The sequence below is a fragment of the Devosia sp. GW821-FHT12F11 genome (assembly GCF_058806655.1).
On record NZ_JBXAPX010000011.1, the window covers coordinates 72,504 to 94,770 of the forward strand.

Here is a 22,267-nt window from a genome sequence, read left to right on the forward strand (position 1 = left end):
TTGAGGATCTTGCGGACCGGTACTGATGCTATTGGGGCTGACAATATTGTCAATCCTGAATCAAAAGAAAGCAGAAAATTCAGCTTAAGTTTCCGGTAGTTAGCGCGAGTCGAGGTCCAGCGATGACGCGTTTCCTGCGTTTCCTACCCGAAAATCTGATTCAGTTCCGCTTAATCGACCTCCAGATTTGCCGTGCTGGTGACGAGGCCATCGAACAGCGCTGCGGCCACCGGATCCGTGCCCGGCGCGTCGTTGGTGAGGCGGAAGGTGGTGACCACCAGGCCGCCCTTGCCGACGCGGCGGCGGGCGATGGTGGCGGCCGGCTTGTTGATCCAGCCGATGACCACGCCGGCATCGATCAGCCCCTCATATTCCCAGGAGCGGAAGCCGGTCAGCACGTGGTGCGGCACGACACGATCGAACGAGAGATCGAGCAGGGGGCCGCCGGGCAGGGTGGCGAATGCCCCCGTCCGCTTGATCCAGGAGAAGTTGGCGATCCAGTCGCCACGCCACAGCGTGCCGTCGCGCAGCACCAGCCCGATATTGGGGAGCTGGGTTTCCGAGCCGAGATGACGCGAGCGTTCTTTCGACGCCGGCATGGTCGGCGGCTCGGCGCGCGGCGGATCGGTGCGGAGGTTCCGATGCGTCTCCACCGAGCCGTCGGCGAGCACCAGGTAGCGGGCGCCGTGGCGCATCGCTTCGATGTCGTCGGCGCTGAGCGCATGGGTGAGCACCAGGTCGGCCGAGGCCGCATCCGTGGTCACGGTGTAGCCCAGGCCCTTGGCGTAAGCCGCGAGTTCGGCATCCGCCGCGGCGATCCTGGCCGGACCTGCCGTGCGCCTGGCATAGACCGAGACTTGGATCTCGTTCTTGGCGAGGAGCTTGCCGCCGGCCTCGAGCTTCAGGCCGATGCTGGCAACGCGAGCCTCACCGCTGAGGGTGATGGCGGTGGTGCCGAGGTCGGCGACCGCGAGACCCTCCGTCGCCGGAACGTCAAGCTTACCGCTGGCGCCATCGACCGACCAGGTGAGCGTCGCGCCTGCCGGCACCGCCTTGCCGCCGGTGGCGACCTTGAGGCTCAGCGGCACGCTGTCACCCGAGGTGATCGCGTGGTGCCTGAGCTGCGGCACGATCACCGTGTCGTTGTTGATCTCGGCGAAGCGATCGTGGAAGGCGCGCGGGTTGCGGTTGATGTCGAGCAGGCCGTTGGCCTCCCAGTGCACATCGGTCATCTCGGTGATGACGTAGCCCTGGATCGGCGCGTGGGCGCGCATCGACTCGATCTCGTATTTGAGATTGGCGAACTGGTACCACTGCACGTTGGTGATGAAATCACCGAAGCTGCCGAATACCTGGTCGAGGTGGTAGGTCTGGAAGCGGTTCTGGATGCCGTGCGGGTAGGCCGCGCCATCGCCCCAGTTGCCGCCGGTTTCGGCCCACCAGGGCTCTGCGCCCGCCGGGGTCTTCACCTGGTCGGGATGCGGCAGGCCCCAGACGCCGAACTCGGACACCACCAGCGGCTCGTCGCCACGGCGCTCGCCGTCGCCAAACGGCGTCCAGGTCCAGTCGGCGGCGCCGGCAAACTCTTCGGTCAGCTTCTCCCACTCCGCGCGGCGCTCCGGCACCGAGCGGTAATAGTGGTAGTCGTTGATGTCGGTCTTGACGTGGAAGTTCGGGATACAGGCCGAGTTGTCGACGACGAGGCGGCGCGGATCCCTGGCCTTCAGCCAGTCATAGGTATCTTTCAGCCACTGGCGATGATCGGCGTTCTCGATCAGCCTGGTGCCCCAATCCTCGTTGATGATGGTCCAGGCGATGATCGAGGGGTGGTTGCCGTCGCGGGCAATGATACCGGCCATGGTGTCGCGCATGCGCCGCGCGGCGGCGGCAGTGAAGTACTGGACGTTGGGGATTTCGGTCCAGATCAGGACGCCCAGCCGGTCGGCGACTTCGTAGTAGCGCGGATCCGGCACCTTGATGTGGACACGCAGCAGATTGAGGCCGAGATGCTTGGCCTTGGTCAGCTGATCCTCGAGGAATTCGAGCGAGGGCGGGGTGCAGATGCCGTCCGGGTAATAGTCCTGGTCGAGGGCGCCGCGCAGGTAGAGCGGCTGGCCGTTGAGGAAGAACTTGCCGTCACGGGTCTCGATCTTCCTGAACCCAAAGCTATGCATGGTGGTATCGACCACCTCGCCGCCGGCGAGCAGCTCGAGCTTCAGCGAATGCAGGTTCGGCGTCTCGGTCGACCACAGGGCCGGGGCGTTGAGCTTGAGGGTGAGCGAGGTGCCGGTGGTCTCGGCGGAAACGCCGCCCACCGTGGCGCGCACCGTGGCGCCCGCTGCGGCGGCCGAGCGGGTCAGCGCCAGCGCAACTTCGCCGCTGTCCGGATTGGCGTCGATCGCCACATGCGAGACGTGTCGCTTGTCGCGCGAGATCAGCTTCACCGACTGCCAGATGCCGCCGAGCGGGCCGTACCAGCTCTGCTTGCCGTGCGGGATCTCGCCGAACGGATAATCTGGGTAGGCCTCGGCGTCGCCGCTGGGCAGGGTGACGTGCACTTCCAGCGCGCTCTCGGCCGGAGTGCCCGCGGGGACGACGAACTCGAAGGGCAGGTAGCCGCCTTCATGCGTGCCGAGCACGCGGCCATTGAGGCGGACTTCGGAGAAATAGTTCACCGCGCCGAAGCGGATGGCGATCTCGCGGCCCTGCCAGGCTGCCGGGATCGACAGTTGGCGAGCGTAGATGGCCTTACCGGTGGCGTGGCGGAGATCGGCGAATTCGGCCTGCCAGGGGCCGGGGACAGTCGCATTGCGCCAGTCGCCATGGCCATCGAGCCGGAAGCGCCACGCGCCGTCGAGCGAGATCTCCTCGCGTGCGTTTGCGCCAGCCTTGGTGGCCGTAGTCTCGCCGATCATGCAGTCCTCCCATCAAGCTAATATTTATTAGCAGTTTGGCTATGGCTACCGGTTTTACACCGGTCTGGCAAGCGTTCCGGTTGCTAATGAGTTTAGCAAGCGAGTTGCACACCGGGCGCCAAGCCTGATACTGCTGCGCTTTGAACGTGTTGGGGGAAGTGGGTGGCAAAGCGGCCGACCATGATCGAGATCGGTGAGCGTGCGGGGGTCTCGCAGGCCACGGTGTCGCTCGTGCTGAACCGGGTGCCGAACGCGCGGGTGGCCGAGGCGACGCGGATCCGGGTGCTCGAAGCGGCCGAGGCGCTGGGCTATCGCAAGGGGCCGCAGCACCATGTGCCCGAGAACAAGACACGGGTGATCGGCCTGCTCATCGACGAGGTCACCACCACGCCGTTCGCCACCCCGTTCATCGAGGGCGCCCGCGAGGAAGCGGCGCTGCAGGACGTGGTGGTCGCCACCTTCTCGACCCGCTCCGATCCCAAGCTGGAGAGCCTGGCGCTCGATATGCTCCTGAGCAACCAGATCATCGGCGTGCTCTATGCCAGCCTCGTCACCCGGCCGGTCGAGGTGCCGGAGCGGCTGCGCGACGTGCCGACGGTGCTGCTCAACTGCTATGACAAGAAGCGCTACTACCCCTCGGTGGTGCCGGCCGACGTCACCGGCGGTTATGCGGCGACCGAGGCGCTGCTGAAGGCCGGCCACCGCCGCATCGCGCATCTCGCCGGCGAAAGCTGGATCGAGGCGGCAGACGACCGCGAGCGCGGCTACCGCCAGGCGCTCGCCTCATGGGACGTGCCGGTCGACGAGGAGCTGATCATGCGCGGCGGCTGGACCATCCATGGCGGGCGCGACCTGACGGCGCGGCTGCTCGATATGCCCAACCCACCCACCGGCATCTTCGCCTTCAACGACCGCATGGCGGTGGGCGCCTATGGCGCATTGCAGGCGCGCGGGCTGCGGGTACCGGACGATATGTCCGTAGTCGGTTTCGATGACGAAGACACCAGCATTTACATGAATCCACCGCTCTCGACCGTGGTGCTGCCGCACGAGGAGATGGCGCGCTGGGCCGTCGGTACGCTGCTCGACGAACAGCTCCCCGCCGCCTCGCCGCGGCGGGTGAAAATCGAGTGCCCGCTGATCAGCCGCGGCTCTATCGGGCCGGTGCCGGTGCGGGCCGCAGCCGAGTAGCCCGACGCAACCGCTCCCAGGCGTACCAGCCCGCCGACAGCACGACGAGCACGCCGAACGCCACCAGCACGGCGATCAGCGTGGTGCGCACGGGCTTGCCCATGAAATAGCGGGTGGCGAAGAAGCCGATATTGGAGAGCACCAGGAAGCTCAGCACATGGCGGCCGGGCGTCAGCAGCACGTCGGGCAGGCTGACCCGCGCCGCAACAAAGCGGCAGAGCCAGAGGTAGGCGAGCAGGATCGCCGCCGGGCCGACGATCCACAGGATGGTGGGCGGGAAGCGGTTGGGGAACTGCCCGGTCTGCATGGTCACCCCATAGAGATAACCTGACATCGCCAGCGCCGGCACGAAGTGCCAGGCCCGCACCGGATGGCTGCCGTACCAGATGCCGAGGAGGAACCACGGCAGGTAGGGCAGCAGCGGGAAATTGGCGAAGCCGGTATGGCTGACCAGGGTCGGCAGCAGCGGGACGATGGCGCCGGTGCTGTAGAACGTGGTGGCGAGGCAGGCGAGCGTCGCGGCGGCCAGCAGCCACGGATTGCGGCCGATGGCGAGCAGCGCCGGGCGCGCCACCAGCGTCAGCAGCGACAGCATGAAGAAGGTGGCGAGGAACTCGCTCCAGCCGAACAGCCGCTGCATGGTGACCACGTCGAGGATCAGCTGTGGATCGAGCTTCTTGCGATCGACCAGCAAAGCGAAGGCGAAGGACGAGGCATATACCGCCAGCAACAGCAGCAGCGACGGCCGCAGCTGCCGCCAGAGGCTCCGCTTTCGCCCCTCCGGCTTGGGCAGACCGAGACCGATGCCGAAGGCGAACAGGAAGCCCGAGAAGCTGACGAGGTTGGCATACTCGGCGAAGATCGCCGCCTCGGGCCTGGCGCGGAAGGTGATGAGCTGGATGACATGCGCGCCGACCATGCCGACGACCAAGAGGGTTTTGAGCAGGTCGAGGTCCGCTGCGCGGTTGGAGGTTGGGCTGGGGCTTTTCACGTTCGCTCCTCCTCTCTCAGCTGGCGCGGGCTGATGCTGGGGTCCAGCTTTCGCTGGGATGACAGCCGGTGGGTGGCGAGCCAACAGTGTCAATCAAACAGTGAAACATCCTACTCCGGCAATGCATCGAGCTCGGGCCAACCATCTGGGGGCCATCGGAGGGGCGAGAACTGGAGTTTCGACACTCCGAGGTCGTCCCCGTCGTAATAGTGGTAGGCGAGCATCTCGCCCTTTGAGGTGACGATGGCTTCCTGCCCGCCGGGGCCGATGAAGCGGCCGGTCTTGCCGAGGAGCAGGGTGCCGCCGCCGGCGAGCATCGGTTTGCCGTCGCGATCGAGATAGGGGCCGGTCACCGTGTCGGCGCGGCCGACCCGGATGTTGTAGGTGCTGTCGAGCTGCTTGCAGCACTGGTCGAACGAGACGAACAGATAGAAGCGGCCGTCGTGCTCGAGAATGCTCGCCGCCTCGATTCCGGCGCCCTGGCGCGAGGCGAGGTCGTAGGTCGGGGTGTCCGCGGTGAGCAGCTTGCCGCCCTGCGGATCGAGCTCCCGCATTTTGATGCCGTCCCAGAACGAGCCATAGGCGAGAAAGGCGCGGCCGTCGCTGAGGTCGATGCGCCAGGGGTCGATGGCGTTCCAGTTGTCCTTGCCGGTGGACTTGAGCACCAGGCCCTGATCCTCCCAGCCCTCGCCCGGCTTATCGGGGTCGAGTGCGGCGTTGGTCATCAGCCCGATGGCGCTGGTGTTGATGCCGAACGAGGACACCGAATAGTAGAGGTTCCAGGTCTTGCCGTGCCGGCTGACCGAAGGCGCCCAGATGTTGAGCGACTGATAGCCGAGTTCCCTCCGCTGCCATTTCGGCATGCCCTTGCCGATCGATCCGGCATCGGTCCAGGCGATCCCGTCGGGCGAGGTCTTGGCGCGGATGGCGCCACGATAGAGCCCGCCTTCCTGTCCGGTCTGGAAGGCGACGAATTTGCCGTCGACCTCGATGACGGTGGGGTCATGGATCCTGACGTCGCCGGTCAGCGTCGGTTGCAGTTCGGCGGCCAGCACCGGCGCGGCGAGACCACACAGTAGCGCCGCCACGGCAAGGGATCGAAACATCGCACTCCTCCGACGCGATGAAAGGGGGTGAGGCATCCCAGAGATTGGCGGCGGGTGTCAACATCGGAGGGGCTCGCCTCCCCATCGCTTCGACCCTGCCACCCACACCGGTGTCGTTCCCGCGCAGACGGGAACCCAGTGGGATGCTGCACCGCAAGGGGAGGTTGAGAGATCCCGCTAGGTTCTCGCCTGCGGGAATGACGCCGGTGGTGTGGGCGACGCGTGGGGCGTGTCCGGTGCTCGATCACGCGATCGCGATCACGTGGGTAACGCGATCTTAATTTCGTTCAGGAGAATAGACACAAACCGTCGGCTGATTGTGCCGGCAGATCGACCCAGCGTTCTATCCGGGTCGCCCCTCTTGTGCAGAGGCGCTTTCATGTACCGCGTTAACAAGCCGATCGAATTCTCTGTTTCCCGTCGTAGTTTCGGTATCGGCGCCGCCGCGCTGATCGCTTCGTCGGCATTCACGCCGGCCTTTGCCAGCGTCGGTGGCTTCGTCGACCAGACCTGGCAGCGGGCCAAGGCGCGCGGCGTGTCCAGGCGGGTGTTCGACATCGCGATGGGCGATTTCAAGCCGATCGGCTCGGTGCTCGAGCTCAGCAAGAAGCAGCCCGAATTCGTCTCCACCGCCGCCGACTACGTTAACAAGCGGGTCAGCGACACGCGCATCGGCACCGGGCACGACATGCGTGGCGAATGGGCCAAGACGCTGAAGGCGGTGAGCGAGCGCTATGGCGTGCAGGGCGAAATCGTCCTCGCCATCTGGGGCATCGAGACCAATTTCGGCGGGTTCCTGGGCGGCACCAACACGGTGCATGCGCTGGCGACGCTCGCCTATGGTGGCTACCGCACCGATTTCTTCGGCAGCGAGCTGATCACTTCGCTCGAGATCCTCGAGGGCGGGCATGTACGCGCCAAGGACATGGTCGGCTCGTGGGCCGGCGCCATGGGCCTGCCGCAGTTCATGCCGTCGAGCTTCATGAAATATGCCGTCGACTTCAAGGGCGACGGCCACAAGGACATCTGGGGCTCGGTGCCGGACGCGCAAGCGTCGATCGCCAACTACCTGAAGTCGTTCGGTTGGCGGGCAGGGGAAACCTGGGGTTACGAGGTAAAGCTCCCACGGGACTTCAACTACCAGAACGTCTGGCAAGGCCTCACCGCGACCCTCGGCGACTGGCGTGGCGTCGGCGTTTCCCGCGCCAACGGCAAGCCGTTCCCGCGCGACAGTGACACCGCCCGGCTTTACATGCCGATGGGCGGCAATGGCCCGGTGTTCGCCGTTCTGCCGAATTTCGGGGTGATCAAGCGCTACAACAATTCCGACAGCTATGCGCTGGCCGTCGGCCACCTCGCGGACCGGATCATCGGCGGCAAGGGCTTTTCAGTCGGCTGGCCGAAGGACACGGCGCTCAACGCCGATGGGCGGAAGCAGGTGCAGGCCAGGCTGCTCAAGAAGGGCTATGAGATCGGCAAGCCCGACGGTGAAATCGGCCCGAAGACCCGTGCGGCAGTGATCGACTGGCAGACGCGCGCCGGGCTGCTGCCGGATGGCCATGTGTCGGGGAATCTTCTGAACGCGCTGAGTTAGGCGGTTCTCGTAAACTCGACGGCCGGCTGGGGCTGACCCCCGCCCCTGTCCCCTCCCCCTTGCGGGTGTATAGACCGGGGAGATGGTGGACGGGTGTTCGGAGACATGGTGGACGGATTTGGCATGAAGGGCGGGGAGGCCGGCATGCCATTTTCGGATCGTTCAGTTCAATCCGAGCGCGAAGAGTTTTGTCGTCTGGCGAGCGGGTCGGCGGCGAACATGCGGGAGTTGTGCCGACGGTTCGGGATTAGTCCGACCACCGGGTACAAGTGGGTAGCGGTGTATGGCGAAGCGGGCAGCGCCGGCCTGGCCGATCGCTCCCGACGGCCGCTGAGCAGCCCGACCCGCACGAGCGCGGAGCTGGAGGCCAAGGTGCTGCAGGTACGTGCCGAGCACCGGGTAGGGGCAGCCCGCGCCGGCCCCTCAATATTCCGCCCTCAAATCACCTCGAGATAATCCCGCCCTGGCAGCGCCTCGAATGGCGCGGTCGGCAGGGTCTGGTACCAGAAGGCCACCGAGGCGATGTCGTCCTGCAGCGGCAGGTAGCGGCGGGTGTTGCGGTTTTCGGTGCGCCAGCCGAGCGCCTGGATGGTGACCTTCAGGTCGCTCTCGAAGCGGATCGGGTCATTGAGGTGCCAGCGATACATGCCGAAGCGGGTCTGGCTGCGGTAGGTGCCGTCGGGCCTGAGCACCTGCGGCAGGCCGGCATAGGGGGTGGAGAACTCGCGATAGCGGCTGTCCATGGTGGCATCGACCACGCCGCCATCGAAATTGTAGGCGCCGCAGAAATAGTCCTCGGTGCCGGTGCCGCAGATGGTGGGGAACGCCTTGTCCCCATCCATGAAGAACTTGATCTCGCCCTCACCCCACCAGCCGGAATTGTTCACGCCCCAGGCCATGTAGGTGCCGACATAGTGGCCGCGGCCCGTTACGCCATCGAGGATGGTGTAGTCGGTGCCATAGGGCAGGGGGTTGGTGCGGCGGAACTTGGCGTGGAAATAGGCCGCGTCCTCCGGCACTTCGGTCAGGGTGTAGTTGATCTGGTAGTAGATGATGCCGAAATCGTCGGGGTCGGTGTTCTCGATCTCGATGCGCGCGGCCTTCCGGAACGGCATCTCCCAGTAGCAGTTGAAGGCGCGGCCGGGGTTGACGCAGACGGCGAGCGAGTTGATCTGGGCGAACTGACCCCAGCCCATGCAGAAGAAATCGCCGAGCGGCGCCTCGACCGAGGGGTTCTCCTGGTCGTCCCACCACATGCGGATGATGAGGCTCCGCCAGCGCAGGTTCGCCGTGGTCAGCCAGATCTGCTGGATGGCGCCCATGCCCTCGATAGCGGCGAGGACGCGGGTCTCGCCCCGTTCGATCCGGATCGAGGGCGACACCTTCCAGCCCTGGCCATTGCCGTCGGGGCCGAGCCCCTTGGCGTGCAGGGCGCCGGTGCCCTCGGTAGCCATGCCGCCCTTGCCCTTTTCGCCGGTGAAGTTCTCGGGCGAGATCGAGCGGGTCTTGGCCGGCGACAGCCGGTAGAGGTTATGCAGCCCGACGCCGAGGCCGTTGAAAGGCGTAGTCATTTTCATTGTCCCTGGAATGGATAGCGGAAATGCGGGATGCGCTCGGCAACCGGCGGCAGCGGCTCGAACGGCTTGTGCGGCTCGGCCTGATACCAGAACGCCACCGATGAGATGTCGTCGGAACGGCCATTGGCGTGGCCGTGCTCGATGGTGACCTTGATGCGCTCCTTGAAGATCAAGGGGTCCTCGATGTGCCAGCGATAGAGCGTCACCGGCTCGGTCCAGTTCGGGCCGCCGGCGGCAATGATGCCGTGGTAGGGCGCCGAGTACTCCTCGGTGGGGCACCAGGCGGTGTTGAAATAGTCCTCGGTGCCGGTGCCATGCAGGGTCGGCGGCCACTGGTCGTTGGCGCCGGGAGCGCTTTCGGGGCGCGGCTCGATCAGCGCGGCTTTCGGGCCGATGCGCGGATCGGGCCTGCGCACCGTGTCGGGCACCGAGAGGCCAGGGGCGCCGTCGATCCAGATCATGTCGTCGCCTTCGCCATACCAGTCCCAGGACCGTGACAGGCGCTGCGACTGCACCGAGAACAGCACGCCGACATAGTGCCCGTGGCCCTCGGCATCGAGGATCACGTAGTTGCGTTTGCCGTCGACATTCTCGCCGCCGAACAGATGCTGCTCGTTGGTCTTGCCGGCCTCGCTGGCCCCGTCGGGCCGATCCTGCCGATACTGGGCGTGGAAGCGCCCCATGCCGTCCTCGAGCCGGTCGTGCAGCTCGAGATCGACATAGTAGTAGAACAGCAGGTCGACCTCGGACTCGTTGGTGATGGTCAGCCGCATCGAGCTGCCGAACGGCATCGGGAAGTAGCAGTTGAAGGCCTTGCCGTCTTGCGGGCTCGCCTGCACCGGCAGCGAGGCGAAGTTCTTCGTTTTGGCATGGCCCATGCCGAAGAAATCGCCGATCGGGGTTTCGACGCTCGGTTCGGTCTCGCCGTCCCAATAGGCGCGGAGCACGATCTTTCTCAGATAGTGGTCGGCCGACGAGGCAAGGGTGGCCCAGATATGGGTGATGATGCCGGCGCCCTGGTGCTCGGCGATGTCAACGGTCTTACCCGGTTCGATATGCAGCCGGTCGTCGTTGCCGCCGGTGCGGTCATAGCTCGAAAAGCGCCGGCTGCGCGCCTCGCGCAGCTTGGCAAGTCCCCGTAGCGGCGACAGACCCGCATTGGTCATAGAAATCTCCTTGGGGGCTAGGGCCTATTTCAGGCCGCTGGTTTTGATCGAGTCCATGATCTGCTTCTGGAAGATCACGAACAGCACCAGCATCGGCACCGCGACGATGGTCGAGGCGGCCATGGTGTAATTCCAGCTGGCGGCGTACTGGCTCTTGAAGTTGGCGATGGCCACCTGCACGACCCACAGGTTCTGGTCGGAGGCGACGGTGAGCGGCCAGAGGAACGAGTTCCAGTTGGCAAGGAAGAACAGGATCGCCAGTGCCGCGATGATCGGCCGGCTCAAGGGCAGGATGACGCTGGTGTAGATGCGCCAGTAGCCGGCGCCGTCGATCACCGCCGCCTCCTCCAGCTCCTTGGGCAGCGACAGGTAGTATTGGCGGAGGAGGAAGATGCCGAAGGCGTTGAAGATCGCCGGGACGATCAGCCCGGCATAGGAGTTCAGCATGCCCAGCGAACGCACCAGGATGAACAGCGGCACGATGATCACCGGCAGCGACACGAGGAAGGTCGAGAACATGGCGAGGAATACCGCCTCGCGGCCGGGGAACTTCAGCCGCGCCAGGGCGTAGCCGGCCATGGTGTGGAAGAACAAAGCCACCACCGTCACCACAGCGGAGATGACGAAGGTGTTGATCAGGTAGCGCCAGAACGGCACCTCGGTCAGCACGTAGATGAAGTTGTCGAGCACTGGCTTCGATGGAATGAGGTTCGACTTGAACACCTCGGTCGGGCCCTTGAAGGCGATCGACAGCATGTAGAGCAGCGGGAAGATCGCCATCACGGCGAGCACCACCGTCACCAGCATCCAGACCAGCCGGACGACATTGGCCTGCGAACGGGAGAGGGTTGCGCTACTCATAATCGAACCGTCCGCCGCGGGTGAGGAAGAAGAAGAACACCGTGACCACCATCAGCAGCACCACCAGGAGCGTCGCCAGCGCCGCGGCGTAGCCGAAGGCGGAGTACTGGAAGGCCTGCTGGTAGATGTAACTGATCAGCAGCGCCGTCGAATTGGCCGGCCCGCCCTTGGTCATCACGTAGATCAGGTCGAAGGCCTGCGCGCCGGTGATGGCAGCGACGGCCGAAACCAGCAGTACGAAGAAGCTGGTGGGGCGCAGCAAGGGCAGGGTGATGAACCAGAAGCTTTGCGTCGAGCTCGCGCCATCGATGCGCGCCGCCTCGTAATACTCCTTGGGGATGTCCTGCAGGCCGCCCAAGAAGATCAGCATGTAAAAGCCCATCAGGAACCACACCGCGGCGAGCGTCACGGTGAACAGGGCCAGGTTCGGGTCGCCGAGGAAAGAGATGCCGCCGAGCCCGATCGAGGCGGCGAAGCGGGTGAGGACGCCGAGCTTGTCGACCACCATCAACTGCCAGACCAGGGCCACGACGACGAGGCTGACCATCTGCGGCGCGAAGAACATCGAGCGCATGACGGTGTTGAACTTGCTGGTGCGCTGCACCAGCAAAGCGAGGCCCAGCCCGCTGACATAGAGCAGGGGCACCAGCATGAGGGTGAACTGCCCGGTGACGCGCAGCGACGACCAGAACAGCGGGTCACCCCACATCTTGGTGTAGTTGGCGAGCCCGACGAACTTGAAGCCGCCGAAGCCGTCGACCTCGAACACCGAGATGCCGAGCGCCAGCAGCATCGGCAGGCCGATGAACAGCATCAGGCCGATGGCGTCGGGCGCGACGAACAGCACGCCGGCAATGGCCTCGCGCTGCCTCGAGGTGAGCCGGATGGCAGCGGGCCTGTCGCCCGCCGCCGTGGTTGTGATCTCAGTCACTGGTCTGTCCTTGGTCCTTCACCGGGCTTGCGGCTCCCCTCCCTTGAGGGGAGGGGCTGGGGGTGGGGGTGGTGAGGCGGGCTCGGTGCTGACTGCACCACCCCCTCCCTCGTTCCCTCCCCTCAAGGGGGAGGGATGCGACCACTGCAGGATCTGCGGCAGTACGGCGCCCTCTAGAGGATCGGCGCGCCTGAGTAGGACGCGAGGAAAGCGTCGAGCTGCTGGCTGGCGGCGGTGGCCGTGGCCTGCGGGTCGGCGCCGCCGAGCTGGGTCTGCTGGATGGCGTCGGAGATGATCTTGTAGACCTCCGGCGGCACCCGCGGCTCGGCCCGGGTTCCCGGATGGATCTGGGTCCCGAAGATCCCCATATTGCCCTTGTTGAAGGCATCGCCACCGGCAGCCAGCGCCGAGTTGCGTGGCGGCATGTCGGACTTGGCCACCGTGCACCAGTCGACCACCCGCTGCACCGAATCCGGCGCCATCGAGGCCAGCGCCCAGGCGATGAACTTCGCCGCGGCTTCCGGGTTCTTGCCCTTCGAGTTGGCGACGAAGGCCCAGCCGCCACCGACGGTGACGTACTTGCCGCCAGTGGGCACCGGCAGCTTGAAGATGCCGTAGGGAACGTCGGGGGCGTTGTTGTCCATCGCCGAGATGCCCCAGATGCCGACATTCTGCATGGCGCAGTAGCCGGAGCCGAGGTTGGCGACGATATCGCCGCCGCCACCGCCGAGCATCTGGCGCGGCGCGGCGCCGGAATTGACTGCATCCTGCCACAGCTTCAGTGCCGCGACGGTTGCCGGCGAGTCGAAGGCTGACTTGCCTTCGGCCGACTGGAACTCGCCGCCGCCCTGCCACATGAACGGGTACCAGGTGAAGTTCTGGTAGTAGCCCGGGTTGGTCTCGAACAGCACGCCATAGCGCTCGGCCGTGGTCAGCTTCTTGCCCACTTCGAGCAACTGGTCCCAGGTCTGGGGCACGTCGTTCTCGTTGAGCCCGGCGTCCTCGAAGGCCTTGACCGAGTAGTAGAAGGCCATCGGCTCGACTTCCATCGGCACGCCGTAGATCTTGCCGTCGACCATGCGGTTGGCGATGACGCTTTCGGGGAAATCGGCGCGGGCCGCTTCCTCGATTGCCGGGGTCAGGTCCTGCAGCACACCGCCATTGTAGTAGCGCAGGAAATCGCCGGGCGAGATGATGAAGATGTCCGGGCCCTGGCCCGAGGCGAACGAGGTCGCGAGCTTGGTGCCGCCGATATATTCGGAGCCCACCACATATTCGAGCGCGACCTGCTCGGATTGGGTGGCATTCCAATCGGCCACCATTTTCACGAACCAGTCGACCTGCGGCTTCACATCGCCGCCGGGGGCATAGAACTGCCAGAAACTGAGTGTGTTGTCCTGGGCGAACGCCTTGCCGGCGAACGGCAGGGCAAGGCCGGCAGCGCCCAGTGCGGCGCCGCCCTTGAGGATGGACCGGCGGGACCATCCCGACGGCATGTTGGACGTATTAGTCATCTCACTCCTCCCTGGAGCTTTGGTGTTGTCGTCCGGACGCGGCCACCTCCCCCGAAACGGCCGCGCTAGTTCTTGTTGGTCGCGAGATCGAACCGGAAAAGTCTCGCAGCTCTTCCTGATCTCGCTCCTGGTTGTTTCGGGTCGGCTAGGCCGACTCGAAGATGCGCAGCGCACAGGGGATGACCTCGGTGCGCGGCGGGCCGTCGAACTTGCCGTTGAGGCGGTCGAGCAGCATTTCAACGGCGCGCTTCGCCAGCGCGCCTGGGTTCTCGCCGGCTCGGGTGAGGTTGGGCCTCACATATTCGAGCTGCGGCAGGTCGCCGAAAATGGCGACGGCGATATCATCGGGGATGCGGATGCCCCGGTCGTGGAACTCAGCCAGGGCGCCGGTCGCCATCAGGTAGTTGCCGATGAACACGGCGGTCGGGCGCGCCTTGCCGGTGAGGCCGGCGATCCACTCGACCGCTTCGCGGCCGGAGGGTGGCAGGTAGGTGCCTTCGTGCCGCTGGGTCAGCCGGTCGAAGGCGACGCCATGATCGGCCAGCGCCTTCTCGAACCCGTCGGCTCGCGCCATGGCGCTTTCGAAATTGTTGGGGCCGGTAATCTGCACGACGCGCTTGTGGCCGCGCTCGGCGAAGTGCTTGCCGACCATGTAGCCGCCGCCGAAATCGTCGACCTTGATGCTGTCGACGGCGTGACTGGCGAGCTGGCCGATGAACACCACCGGCGTGTCGAGCTTCTGCAGCTCCTCGTTGATGCCGTGCAGGGCGAAATCACCGACCAAGAGGCCATCGACGCGCTTCTTGTTGAGCTGGCGCAGGTAATCGCGGCCATGGGTCTGCCAGTTCCCGCCCGGCACGTCGGTATTATAGATCAGCGCGTCGAGCCCGGCCTCCTCGAGCGCCGCCTGCGCCGCCTTGACCATCTCGGTGTAGAACGGGTTGCCGATATCGGGGATCAGCATAGCGATCAGGTTGGTACGCCCGGTCCTCAGACTCTTGGCCTGCGGGTTGGGCGAATAGCCGAGCTCGTCGATGGCCGCCTGCACCTTTTCGCGCAGCGGCTTGGACACCCGATTGGCGTGGTTGATCACATGCGAGACCGTGGTCCGCGATACGCCTGCCCGTTCGGCAACCTTTGAGATCGTGCTCATGGCGGCAACGGCTAGCACCAAACGAAAGAGGCATGCAAATGGATTTGTGAATGCATTTGCAAATCCATTCACAGCTGTTACGTTCGCTCTCGCCAGAAGACGGGGATAACCCTGCGACGGGAGAAATATCTGAACGATCACAATGGCTTAATCAGCGTGCTCTGAAGTCGGGCGCCGGTTTTCGGCGCTTTTCCGGGTGCGAGCGGCTTTTTCAACAGCGGACGCGGCAAAGACCCGCGATCCAGCGCCGGCGGAGCTTTGTCGAAACGCCGGACAGAGGAGGGACGAGATGAAGAAATTACTGGCGGCTCTGCTGCTCACGGCAGGGCTGGTGTCGCCGGCGCTGGCGCAGTCCGACGAGGCAGGCAAGTTGCGGCTGATGACCTTCGGCGGTGAAGCGCAGCTCAAATCGACGCAGGACGCAGTGACCCGCTTCAACGCCAAATACCCCAATGTCGAGGTGGAGATCGGCGTCGATCCGGTCAGCGGCGGCTGGGGCGATTTCGTCTCGCGCGTCTTGCAGCAATACAATGCCGGCGAGCAGTATGACGTCTACCACACGGCGGTGGAGACGCTGCAGAGCTTCGCGGCGCGCGACCTGTTCTTGCCCCTCGACGACTATATCGCGACCGGCGACTTCTCGGATTTCGACGCCAAGCTGTTCGAGCTGACCAAGTACAAGGGGAAGACCTATTTCATCCCCTCGACCTGGAACAACATCATGACGAACTACAACCGCGCGCTCTTTGCCGAGGCGGGTATTCCAGCGCCCAGCAAGACCTGGACGTGGGACGAGTTCGCCGCCATCGCCGAAAAGCTGACCAAGCGCGACGCCAACGGCAATGTCACCCAGTTCGGCTACGAAGTGCCGGCCTTCTTCTTCGGGCTGATGCCGTGGTTCCTCTCCAACGGCACCTCGCCGATCACCGCGGACTGGTCGGCCTCCAACATGAAGGACCCCAAGGTCGCCGAGACGCTGCAGTTCCTCTACGACCTGATCCACGTCAAGAAGGTCTCGCCGGTGCCGGGGCAGGAGGGCGTCGAGAACCAGTTCTTCGCCGGCCAGATCGCCATGATCTCGCGTGGCCACTGGATCGTGCAGAACGCCATCTCGAGTAAGCTCGACATGGATATCGCCACCCAGCCGGGCAAGGTGAGCAACGACACCGTCATCGGCTTCGGCGCCTACGGCATCTCGTCCAAGGCGCAGAATCCGGAGCTGGCCAAGGCGCTGGTCACCGAACTCCTCAGCTACGAGACGCAGGTGGCCGAAGGCGATCTCGGTGGCGCCGTGCCGGGCCGCAAGTCGGCGGCCGAGACCGAGAATTTCCTGAAGTTCCCGCCGTCGGCGCCGCTCTACTACGAGACGCTGCCGACCACCCATGCGGTGCCGTCGCCGGCCAATTTCCAGGAAGTCGACCAGATTTTCATGCGGTACTTCAACGCCATCATGACCGACGAAATGACCATTCCTGATGCCGTCGCCAAGGCGGACCAGGAACTGACCCGCTCGTTCGAGCGCATCAAGCGCGTCACCCAGTAGTCCTCCCCCGGACTGCCCGCGCCGGACCTTCGGGTGCGGCGCGGGCACTTTCTCCTGAAGCGCTCCAGTTTTCTCCGGCCCGAGATGGTTATGGCGAAGCGACGACTATCCGACCTCCGCAAGGCACAGATGCAGGCGGGCTACATCTTCGTGTTGCCCTCGATCCTGCTCTACGCCGCGTTCGTGCTGGCGCCGGTGGTCATCACCATCGTGCTCAGCTTCACTTACTACGACATCAGCTTCGGCGCCGACTGGGTAGGGTTCGAGAACTATGTGCGCTTCCTCACCGAGCCGCGCTCGCTCGAGATCTTCTGGAACACGCTGCGCTTCGCCTTCCTCGCGGTGAGCTTCAACGTGGCGGTCGGGCTGATCCTGGCGCTGGCGCTGAACCGGGCCATGCCGAAATTCCTGCTCTACTTCTTCCGCCTCGCCTTTTTTCTGCCGGTGATCATCTCGGCGGCGTTCGTCGCGGTGGTGTGGAGCTATTTCTACAGCGTCGATTTCGGCGTCATAAACTACTACCTGGCCCAGATCGGCCTGCCGCAGGTGCCGTGGCTGTCGTCGTCGAAGTTCGCGATGACCTCGATCGTCATCATGGATGTGTGGAAGAACACCGGCTTCTTCATGATCATCCTGATCGCAGCGCTGCAGGGTGTGCCCAGGCCGATCATGGATGCCGCCTCGATGGATGGCGCCTCGGCCTGGCGCCGCTTCAGCCGCATCACGCTGCCGTTCATCTCGCCGGTGCTGTTCTTCTGCATCGTCTTCGCCTCGATCGGCGCGCTGCAGGTGTTCGAGTCGATCATGATCCTGACCGGCGGCGGCCCGGGGGACTCCACCCGCTCGCTGTCGATCTACCTGGTCGACGAGGCCTTTGGCAGCTTCGAACTCGGTTACGCCGCCGCGGTCAGCGTCATCATGATGATCCTCGTCCTCATCATCACCATCATCCAGATCATCGGCTCGCGCCGGTGGGTGCGGGAGTAGGGCCCATGCAAACCAGATCCATGCAGACGCGCGAAGCCAAGAAGTGGGTCGATCGCGCCATCATCGCAGTGCTGCTGCTGATGGGCATCCTGATGCTGATGCCGTTCTTCTGGCTGTTCTCGATGTCGTTCCGGCCGGCGCCGGAAGCCTACAAGATGCCGCCGAGCTTCTTTCCGCCGAGCTTTGATCTGAGCAACTATCGCACGGTGCTCGAGTCCTCAGTGCCGTTCCTCAAGATCTACTGGAACAGCCTCTATGTGGCGGTGCTGGTGACCATCGGCCAGCTCGTCACCTGTACGCTTGCCGCCTTCGCCTATGCGCGGCTCAGGTTCCCCGGCCGCGACAGCCTGTTCTTCGTGATGCTGATCGGGCTGATGTTCCCGGCGCAGGTGACGATCCTGCCGATCTATCTGGGCTACGCCAAGCTGGGGCTGCTCAACAACCCGCTCGGGCTGGTGCTGATGGGGCTGACCTCGAGCTTCGGGGTGTTCATGCTGCGCCAGTTCCTGCGCTCGCAACCCAAGGAGCTCGAGGAAGCGGCGCTGATGGATGGGGCGGGCTACTTCAAGATCTTCTGGCGCATCTCGCTGCCGCAACTGATGCCGGCGCTCGGCGCGCTCGCCATCATCACCTTTACCGGCGCCTGGAACTCCTATTTCCAGCCGCGGGCGCTGATCGAGTCGCAGGGTTCGATGACCCTGCCGATCGCGATGGACCTGCTCCGCGGCTACATGAGCCAGGGCAACCTGTCCGTCGTCATGGCCGCGATGAGCATGGCCATCCTTCCCGTCGTCCTCCTCTTCCTCGTCGCCCAGAAGATGGTGATCGAGGGCGTCACGTTCTCAGGCATCCGGGCCTGACCAATGGATTTTGCAATGACCAGAACCGATCCGCGTTTCATCTACGAAGGCGACCGCACGGCCCACATCGCTTTCCCGCTCGGTGGCATCGGCGCGGGTGGCCTCGCGCTCTCGGGCAGTGGCCGGTTGGTCGACTGGTCGATCCGCAACCGGCCGGGGCTGCAGAGCTTCAACGGCTACAGCCACTTCGCCATCAAGGCGGAGGCGGGCGGCGAACTGCTCGATGCGCGGGTGTTGAACGGCCCCTATGAGGGGTTGCCCACCGGCTCACCCACCACGCGAAAATTCTTCGACGGCTTTGGCTGGGGCGCCAATCGCAACACGCTGGCCGGCGTGCCGCATTTCGAGGCGACGACGTTCACGGGCACGTTCCCGGTGGCCGAGGTGGCGTTCCACGATGCGAGCTTCCCCGGCCAGGTGAAGCTCACCGCCTGGAGCCCGTTCATCCCCACCAACGAGCGCGACTCCTCGCTGCCGGCGGCGATGTTCGAGATCGAGGTGACCAATGCCGGCACGGCGCCGGTCGACTACACCATTGGCGGTACGCTCGGGAATTACGGCTGCCAGAACGGCCGGCACAGCTACGCCGAAGCGGCTGGGGTAAAGTCGCTGCTGCTGACCGCCGCCGATGAGCTGCCGGACTGGCAGACGGGCGATGTCTCGATTGCCACCGATGCGGGGGATGTCGACCACCTCGACTACCATTTCCGCGGCCAGTGGTTCGACGATCTCAACCTGTTCTGGCGCGAATTCGCGCGGCCGGGCCGGCTGCCCGAGCGGCACTACGACAAGCCGCGGCTCAACCGCAACATGTTCGACCAGCCCGAACACGGCACGCTCGCGGCGCGCATCAGTGTGGCCCCGGGCGAGACGAAAACCGTGCGCTTCGCCATCGCCTGGCATTTTCCGGTCGGGCAGGTCTATTGGCGGCCGGGGCAGGTGAATGGCGAGACCGGCACCTGGCGCAACTACTATGCCAGCCAGTGGCAAGACTCCGGCGCGGTGCTCGCCGAAGCGTTTGCGCGCTGGGACGAGTTGCGCGCCCCGACCTTCGCCTTCCGCGACACGCTGTTCGGCACGAGCATGCCGGTCGACATCATCGACGCGGTGCAGGGCACGATGAGCATCCTCCGCACCGCCACGGTGATGCGGCTCGAGCATGGCGAGTTCTGGGCCTGGGAAGGCCAGTTCACCAATGAGGGCAGTTGCGAGGGCAGCTGCACCCATGTGTGGAACTACCAGCAGACGCTGCCCTACCTGTTCCCCGGGCTGGAGCGCACGCTGCGCGAGACCGACTATACCTATAACCAGCTGCCCAATGGCGGGCTGACCTTCCGGCAGATCATCCCGCTCGGCTCGGCCTTCTTCCCGCTCAACCCCTGCGCCGACGGCCAGTTCGGCTCGATCATCAAGACGTTTCGCGATTGGAAGATTTCCGGCGATACGGAGTGGCTGAAGCGTTACTGGCCGCGGGTGAAGGCGGCGCTCGAATATGCCTGGTCGGCCGATAACCCGGACCAGTGGGATCCAGAGCGCACCGGGATCCTGTGGGGCCGCCAGCACCACACGCTCGACATGGAGCTGTTCGGGCCCAACTCCTGGCTCTCGACCATGTATGTCGCGGCGCTCAAGGCCGGCGCCGAGATGGGGCGCGCGGCCGGCGATACGGCATTTGCCGATGAGCTGGAGCGGATGGGGCAGGCGGGCGCCGATTACCTCAACGCCGAGCTCTTCAACGGCAACTACTTCATCCAGAAGACCGACCTCGGCGACAAGGCGCTGATCGAAAAGTTCGATCACGCCAGCGGCAAGGTCGGGGTGATCGCCGACGGCTTCATGGAGACCTACTGGTCGGACGAGTACGGCCAGATGAAGTACCAGTTCAACGATGGCTGCGCGACCGACCAGATTCTCGGCCAATGGCATGCCGACCTCGCCGGGCTTGGCAGCTTCCTCGACCCCGACAAGGTGCAGACGGCGCTCGCCTCGGCCTATCGCCACAACTATCGGGCCGACCTCAAGGGTCATTTCAATCCCTGCCGCGTCTATGCCTATGAGGATGAAGGCGGCGTGCTGATCGCCACCTGGCCCGAAGGCGCCACCAAGCCGGCGGTGCCGGCGCCGTACTCCGAGGAAGTGTGGACCGGGCTCGAATATATGCTCGCTTCGCACCTGATCTTCCGCGGGCTGACCGACGAGGGCCTCGCGATCGTCCGCACGGCGCGCGCCCGGCACGATGGCTATCGCCGCAACCCGTGGAACGAGATCGAGTGCGGCAGCTATTACGCCCGCTCGATGTCGAGCTTCGCGCTGGTCAACGCCTGGTCGGGCCTCAGCTACGACCTCACCAAAGGCGCCATCGGCTTTGCGCCGAAGGACCAGGGTGATGGCAACTGGTTCTGGTCGGTGGGTGAGGGCTGGGGTGTCGTCAGCCGCAGCGGCAACCGCGTCCGCCTCGAGGTCCGCTATGGCAGCCTCGATCTCGCCGAGCTGAGCTTTGGCGGCGCCAGTGCCCGCATCGACCGCAAGCTCGGCGCCGGCGACGCCGCAGACCTGACGCTGGGAGGCTGAGCATGGCGCAACTTGAGCTCAAGCAGGTTCGGAAAAGTTTCCAGACCCTCGAAGTGATCCACGGCATCGACCTCACCGTGGAGGATGGCAGCTTCACGGTGTTCGTCGGCCCCTCCGGCTGCGGCAAATCCACCTTGCTGCGGATGATTTCGGGGCTCGAGGAGACCTCGGACGGCGAGATCTGGCTCGACGGCACCCGCTGCGATCACCTGCTGCCCTCGGCGCGCGGCATGGCCATGGTGTTCCAGTCCTATGCGCTCTATCCGCATATGAGCGTCGAGGAGAACCTCCGCTTCGGGCTCGAGAACCAGAAACTCGCGAAGCCCGAGATCGCCGCCCGCGTCGACAAGGCGGCCGATATCCTCCAGATCAAGCATCTGCTGAAGCGCCGGCCCAACCAGCTGTCGGGCGGACAGAGCCAGCGTGTCGCGATCGGCCGGGCCATCGTCAAGGAACCGAAAGTGTTCCTGTTCGACGAGCCGCTGTCGAACCTCGACGCGGAGCTCCGGGTGAAGATGCGGTCGGAAATCTCGGCGCTGCACCACCGGCTCGGCACCACCATGATCTACGTCACCCACGACCAGGTCGAAGCCATGACCATGGCCGACCGCATCGTGGTGCTGCGCGAAGGGGTGATCGAGCAGGCCGGCGCGCCGGTCGAGCTCTATGCCCGGCCGCGCAACCAGTTCGTCGCGGGCTTTCTCGGCGCGCCGCAGATGAACTTCTTTGCCGGCAAGGTGACCGAAGTGGGCGAACGGCTCGGCGTAGCGCTCAGCGCCGGGGGGCCAACGTTGACCCTCGCCCGCCGCGAGGGCGGGGTGAGGGTGGGCGACGCAGTGACGATCGGCATCCGCCCCGAGCACCTGGTCCTTACGGCGAACGGCCCCCTGGCGGTGCAGCTGGTTTCGACCGAGGTGCTCGGCGCCGAAACGGTGCTGCACGGCAAGACCGCCGGCGGCGAGACCGTCACCGCCACGATGCGCGGCATTCTCGCAACGAGCCGCGGCGACACGCTGCGCTTCGAGATCGCCGACGCCTTCACCCATGTGTTCGACGCCAACGGGCTGACCCTGCAGCCGAGCCGGGCGTGGACAGATGACTACATGAGGAAGATCGCCTGATGCCTGGTTCGACAAAAGGCCTCCTCACCCGGCTTCGTGGCAACGCTGCCGACGGGCTGGTTCGCACAGAGTACCCCCACCCCTGTCCCCTCCCGGGGGACGCGGTAGCGCCTCGAAGGGGGAGGGAGACCAACACGCCGGCGTCAGTGTTGGCGTCTCCTCCCCCCTTGCGGGGGAGGGACAGGG

General features: G+C 65.0%; 17 protein-coding genes. 8 read left to right on the top strand and 9 right to left on the bottom strand.

Features of this window, described 5'->3' with window-relative positions; translation table 11 throughout:
• Positions 1 to 170: 170 nt before the first annotated feature.
• Entirely contained in the window at positions 171 to 2,915 is a 2,745-nt protein-coding gene (locus tag AC1ROK_RS26275; RefSeq protein WP_492852482.1) for a glycoside hydrolase family 2 protein, read from the bottom strand.
• A gap of 162 nt (positions 2,916 to 3,077) precedes the next feature.
• Here AC1ROK_RS26275 and AC1ROK_RS26280 point away from each other — a divergent pair, with 162 nt between their 5' ends.
• On the top strand, positions 3,078 to 4,106 hold the full coding sequence (locus AC1ROK_RS26280) for a LacI family DNA-binding transcriptional regulator (protein ID WP_492852484.1): 1,029 nt from the start codon (positions 3,078 to 3,080) through the stop codon (positions 4,104 to 4,106).
• On the opposite strand, the gene AC1ROK_RS26285 is transcribed toward AC1ROK_RS26280, so the two are convergent.
• Both AC1ROK_RS26285 and AC1ROK_RS26290 read right to left on the bottom strand, forming a co-directional pair.
• The gene (locus tag AC1ROK_RS26285) at positions 4,069 to 5,097 is read right to left on the bottom strand and encodes a hypothetical protein (RefSeq protein WP_492852486.1); all 1,029 of its coding nucleotides are present in this window, start codon (positions 5,095 to 5,097) and stop codon (positions 4,069 to 4,071) included. The genes AC1ROK_RS26280 and AC1ROK_RS26285 overlap by 38 nt on opposite strands.
• A 110-nt stretch (positions 5,098 to 5,207) precedes the next feature.
• Positions 5,208 to 6,203 (bottom strand): arabinan endo-1,5-alpha-L-arabinosidase, encoded by a 996-nt coding sequence (locus tag AC1ROK_RS26290; RefSeq protein WP_492852488.1) that lies wholly within the window; start codon positions 6,201 to 6,203, stop codon positions 5,208 to 5,210.
• A 379-nt stretch (positions 6,204 to 6,582) separates the two neighbouring features.
• Between AC1ROK_RS26290 and AC1ROK_RS26295 the strand changes: the two genes are divergently transcribed.
• Together AC1ROK_RS26295 and AC1ROK_RS26300 are read left to right on the top strand one after the other, a co-directional pair.
• Positions 6,583 to 7,797, top strand: a complete 1,215-nt coding sequence (locus AC1ROK_RS26295) for a lytic murein transglycosylase (RefSeq protein WP_492852490.1) — start codon at positions 6,583 to 6,585, stop codon at positions 7,795 to 7,797.
• Between the two features lie 219 nt (positions 7,798 to 8,016).
• Positions 8,017 to 8,253 carry a helix-turn-helix domain-containing protein gene (locus AC1ROK_RS26300; RefSeq protein WP_492852630.1) on the top strand — a complete coding sequence of 79 codons (237 nt, stop codon included), beginning with the start codon at positions 8,017 to 8,019 and terminating at the stop codon, positions 8,251 to 8,253.
• Here the strand turns inward: AC1ROK_RS26300 and AC1ROK_RS26305 are convergent.
• The 6 genes from AC1ROK_RS26305 to AC1ROK_RS26330 form a co-directional block, all read right to left on the bottom strand.
• Complete coding sequence (locus tag AC1ROK_RS26305) at positions 8,235 to 9,368, bottom strand: glycoside hydrolase family 172 protein (protein ID WP_492852492.1); 1,134 nt, start codon at positions 9,366 to 9,368, stop codon at positions 8,235 to 8,237. The genes AC1ROK_RS26300 and AC1ROK_RS26305 overlap by 19 nt on opposite strands.
• 2 nt (positions 9,369 to 9,370) lie before the next feature.
• Positions 9,371 to 10,540 (bottom strand): glycoside hydrolase family 172 protein, encoded by a 1,170-nt coding sequence (locus AC1ROK_RS26310; RefSeq protein WP_492852494.1) that lies wholly within the window; start codon positions 10,538 to 10,540, stop codon positions 9,371 to 9,373.
• A gap of 24 nt (positions 10,541 to 10,564) precedes the next feature.
• The gene (locus tag AC1ROK_RS26315; RefSeq protein WP_492852496.1) at positions 10,565 to 11,401 is read right to left on the bottom strand and encodes a carbohydrate ABC transporter permease; all 837 of its coding nucleotides are present in this window, start codon (positions 11,399 to 11,401) and stop codon (positions 10,565 to 10,567) included.
• Entirely contained in the window at positions 11,394 to 12,332 is a 939-nt protein-coding gene (locus AC1ROK_RS26320; RefSeq protein ID WP_492852498.1) for a carbohydrate ABC transporter permease, read from the bottom strand. The genes AC1ROK_RS26315 and AC1ROK_RS26320 overlap by 8 nt, the downstream gene beginning before the upstream one ends.
• Positions 12,333 to 12,505: 173 nt before the next feature.
• A complete protein-coding gene (locus tag AC1ROK_RS26325) occupies positions 12,506 to 13,846 on the bottom strand; it encodes an ABC transporter substrate-binding protein (protein ID WP_492852500.1) in 1,341 nt (446 codons plus the stop codon).
• Positions 13,847 to 13,991: 145 nt separating this feature from the next.
• Complete coding sequence (locus AC1ROK_RS26330; RefSeq protein ID WP_492852502.1) at positions 13,992 to 14,999, bottom strand: LacI family DNA-binding transcriptional regulator; 1,008 nt, start codon at positions 14,997 to 14,999, stop codon at positions 13,992 to 13,994.
• Between the two features lie 289 nt (positions 15,000 to 15,288).
• Between AC1ROK_RS26330 and AC1ROK_RS26335 the strand changes: the two genes are divergently transcribed.
• The 5 genes from AC1ROK_RS26335 to AC1ROK_RS26355 all read left to right on the top strand — a co-directional run bounded on the left by AC1ROK_RS26335 (position 15,289) and on the right by AC1ROK_RS26355 (position 22,081).
• Positions 15,289 to 16,542, top strand: coding sequence for an ABC transporter substrate-binding protein (locus AC1ROK_RS26335; protein WP_492852504.1), 1,254 nt, complete (start codon positions 15,289 to 15,291; stop codon positions 16,540 to 16,542).
• Positions 16,543 to 16,632: 90 nt separating this feature from the next.
• Positions 16,633 to 17,529 (top strand): carbohydrate ABC transporter permease, encoded by an 897-nt coding sequence (locus AC1ROK_RS26340; RefSeq protein WP_492852506.1) that lies wholly within the window; start codon positions 16,633 to 16,635, stop codon positions 17,527 to 17,529.
• Positions 17,530 to 17,534: 5 nt separating this feature from the next.
• Positions 17,535 to 18,389, top strand: coding sequence for a carbohydrate ABC transporter permease (locus AC1ROK_RS26345; RefSeq protein WP_492852508.1), 855 nt, complete (start codon positions 17,535 to 17,537; stop codon positions 18,387 to 18,389).
• Positions 18,390 to 18,404: 15 nt separating this feature from the next.
• Positions 18,405 to 20,960, top strand: a complete 2,556-nt coding sequence (locus AC1ROK_RS26350; protein WP_492852510.1) for a GH116 family glycosyl-hydrolase — start codon at positions 18,405 to 18,407, stop codon at positions 20,958 to 20,960.
• A 2-nt stretch (positions 20,961 to 20,962) separates the two neighbouring features.
• A complete protein-coding gene (locus AC1ROK_RS26355) occupies positions 20,963 to 22,081 on the top strand; it encodes an ABC transporter ATP-binding protein (protein ID WP_492852512.1) in 1,119 nt (372 codons plus the stop codon).
• Positions 22,082 to 22,267 lie beyond the last annotated feature (186 nt).

Bases quoted from the DNA above. Each gene is read 5' to 3' on its own strand.
- AC1ROK_RS26275 (WP_492852482.1), bottom strand. From the start codon at position 2,915: ATGATCGGCGAGACTACGGCCACCAAGGCTGGCGCAAACGCACGCGAG.
- AC1ROK_RS26290 (WP_492852488.1), bottom strand. From the start codon at position 6,203: ATGTTTCGATCCCTTGCCGTGGCGGCGCTACTGTGTGGTCTCGCCGCG.
- AC1ROK_RS26295 (WP_492852490.1), top strand. From the start codon at position 6,583: ATGTACCGCGTTAACAAGCCGATCGAATTCTCTGTTTCCCGTCGTAGT.
- AC1ROK_RS26300 (WP_492852630.1), top strand. From the start codon at position 8,017: ATGCGGGAGTTGTGCCGACGGTTCGGGATTAGTCCGACCACCGGGTAC.
- AC1ROK_RS26305 (WP_492852492.1), bottom strand. From the start codon at position 9,368: ATGACTACGCCTTTCAACGGCCTCGGCGTCGGGCTGCATAACCTCTAC.
- AC1ROK_RS26310 (WP_492852494.1), bottom strand. From the start codon at position 10,540: ATGACCAATGCGGGTCTGTCGCCGCTACGGGGACTTGCCAAGCTGCGC.
- AC1ROK_RS26315 (WP_492852496.1), bottom strand. From the start codon at position 11,401: ATGAGTAGCGCAACCCTCTCCCGTTCGCAGGCCAATGTCGTCCGGCTG.
- AC1ROK_RS26325 (WP_492852500.1), bottom strand. From the start codon at position 13,846: ATGACTAATACGTCCAACATGCCGTCGGGATGGTCCCGCCGGTCCATC.
- AC1ROK_RS26330 (WP_492852502.1), bottom strand. From the start codon at position 14,999: ATGAGCACGATCTCAAAGGTTGCCGAACGGGCAGGCGTATCGCGGACC.
- AC1ROK_RS26335 (WP_492852504.1), top strand. From the start codon at position 15,289: ATGAAGAAATTACTGGCGGCTCTGCTGCTCACGGCAGGGCTGGTGTCG.
- AC1ROK_RS26340 (WP_492852506.1), top strand. From the start codon at position 16,633: ATGGCGAAGCGACGACTATCCGACCTCCGCAAGGCACAGATGCAGGCG.
- AC1ROK_RS26345 (WP_492852508.1), top strand. From the start codon at position 17,535: ATGCAAACCAGATCCATGCAGACGCGCGAAGCCAAGAAGTGGGTCGAT.
- AC1ROK_RS26350 (WP_492852510.1), top strand. From the start codon at position 18,405: ATGACCAGAACCGATCCGCGTTTCATCTACGAAGGCGACCGCACGGCC.
- AC1ROK_RS26355 (WP_492852512.1), top strand. From the start codon at position 20,963: ATGGCGCAACTTGAGCTCAAGCAGGTTCGGAAAAGTTTCCAGACCCTC.